At 69.9% G+C, this 1,662-nt stretch carries 2 protein-coding genes and 1 pseudogene; 1 reads left to right on the forward strand and 2 read right to left on the reverse strand.

All coding sequences use genetic code 11. The annotated features are described in order from the left end of the window. Both VFF46_RS37280 and VFF46_RS37285 read right to left on the reverse strand, forming a co-directional pair. A partial coding sequence (locus VFF46_RS37280) for a hypothetical protein (RefSeq protein ID WP_325041981.1) occupies positions 1-228 on the reverse strand: 228 nt, incomplete at its 3' end. Position 229: 1 nt separating this feature from the next. Beyond that, entirely contained in the window at positions 230-658 is a 429-nt protein-coding gene (locus VFF46_RS37285) for a papain-like cysteine protease family protein (protein WP_325041982.1), read from the reverse strand. A gap of 342 nt (positions 659-1,000) precedes the next feature. Between VFF46_RS37285 and VFF46_RS37290 the strand changes: the two are divergent. Beyond that, positions 1,001-1,662, forward strand: a pseudogene (locus VFF46_RS37290) (hypothetical protein); the annotation flags it as partial.

The raw sequence follows: 1,662 nt of genomic DNA on the forward strand, positions 1-1,662 counted from the left end.
GGCCGTACTAGCGGCCTTGGTGAGCAGGGTTGTCGCGGTGGATGAGCGTGCGGCGGTTGTTGCTTTGGACAACTCACTGGGTGCTATCGGCTGCGGACCGGTCGCGGCGGCGAGACCGGCGCCGGCGACGGCGAGACCGAGGCCGGCGGCGAGTACGGCGGCGCAGCGGAGCGCCAGGGGACGGCCACGCAGTCCGCGAGCGGGCAGGAGGTTCTTCGGGCGGCGCATGTCAGGCTCCGATCCGGTACAGGGAGTGGGTCCAGGTGAACTGCGCGTTGGACTGGTACCAGCCGTACGTCGAGTAGTTGTACCGCTGGTCGTCCGGCCACGGGTCGTAGTACTCGATCGTCGAGTTCGAGGAGTCGTAGCCGATGATGTCCATCATGTGGCCGCCGCCCGAGGTCCAGCCGATCCGCGTCATCACCGGGCGGCCGGCGGCGATCTCACTGACCAGCGTGCCGAACGCCAGCGTGCCGGAGACGTAACTGCCGGTGCTGATCCCGATCGCCCGGAACGCGTTCTGGTCGTTGCCGAGGGTGGCCTGGTTGTTGGGCAGGTGCCGTTCATCGAGTAACCGAAGGCGAGGTTGCAGAACTGGTTCTGGCTGTACGAATAGCCGTAGAACGCGGCGATGCTGTTGCCGCTGGCCGCCCAGCACCAGTTCGTCTTCTGCTGGGACTGGCCGGTGACGTTCAGGTAGTAGCTGGACGGGGCGGCCGTGGCCGGTGGTGCGAGTGGTGCCAGCATGCCGAGCCCGAGGATCGTGGCCAGAAGCAACGACCAGGAGCGGTGCCGGAGAAGGCTGGGGCGGAGCCTACGCATGTGTCCTCCTTCGCGAGGTACTTGGGCGGAGTCCATCGTCAGGAGGCCACGGCGACGCGGCAAGCGCTCGGCGGACGCCGGTACGGCGGTGTGAACGGCATGCGTGCGTGAACAGCGTGTGACCAGTCGGTGCCGGACCGTGCTGTGAACGTTTACAATCCAGGGCAGGGAGGGCCCCATGGTGAAATCCGTCCAAGCATCGGTCCCTGCAGTGACTCCGGACGCGTCGTTCGCCGACGCGCTCCGGCAGGCAATCGCCCGCCGCGGCCTGGCCCTGAACAGGATCCGTACGCACCTCGCCGACCGCGGGCTGCATGTCGGCGTGGCCACGCTGAGCACCTGGCAGAGCGGCCGCCGGGTCCCGCGGGAGGACTCACTGGCGACCGTGACGGCGCTGGAGGAGGTCCTGGAGGTGCCGCCGGGCTGGTTGACCGTACGCATCCCGCCGTCCCGCAGCGAGCCGGACACGCCGCCGTACGCCGTGGTGGACTACGCGGAGACCCTGACCCGGCTGCTCGACCGGCTCCGGCGGGACGCCCACGGGCGGTTGCGCAACGTCACGGTGCTCGAGGAGGTACAGGTCGACGCGGCGCGGAGTGCGCGCACGCGGCGGGTGTGCCAGAGCGTGGTCGCCGTACAGCCGGTGGATCGGCTGATCATCGCGCACCAGGGCGAGCCCGGATGTGACGCCGAGCGGCTCGCGCTGCGTGCGCTGAGCGGCTGCCGGACCGGCCGGATCGCCCGCTCCCCCGACGCCGGCGCGTTGCTCGGCGAACTGCTGCTCGACCGGGTGCTCGCGGTCGGCGAGACCGCCGTCGTCCGGTACGAGGTCGAGGACCG

The organism is Kribbella sp., assembly GCF_035655035.1.
In the GTDB taxonomy this organism is placed as follows: domain Bacteria; phylum Actinomycetota; class Actinomycetes; order Propionibacteriales; family Kribbellaceae; genus Kribbella.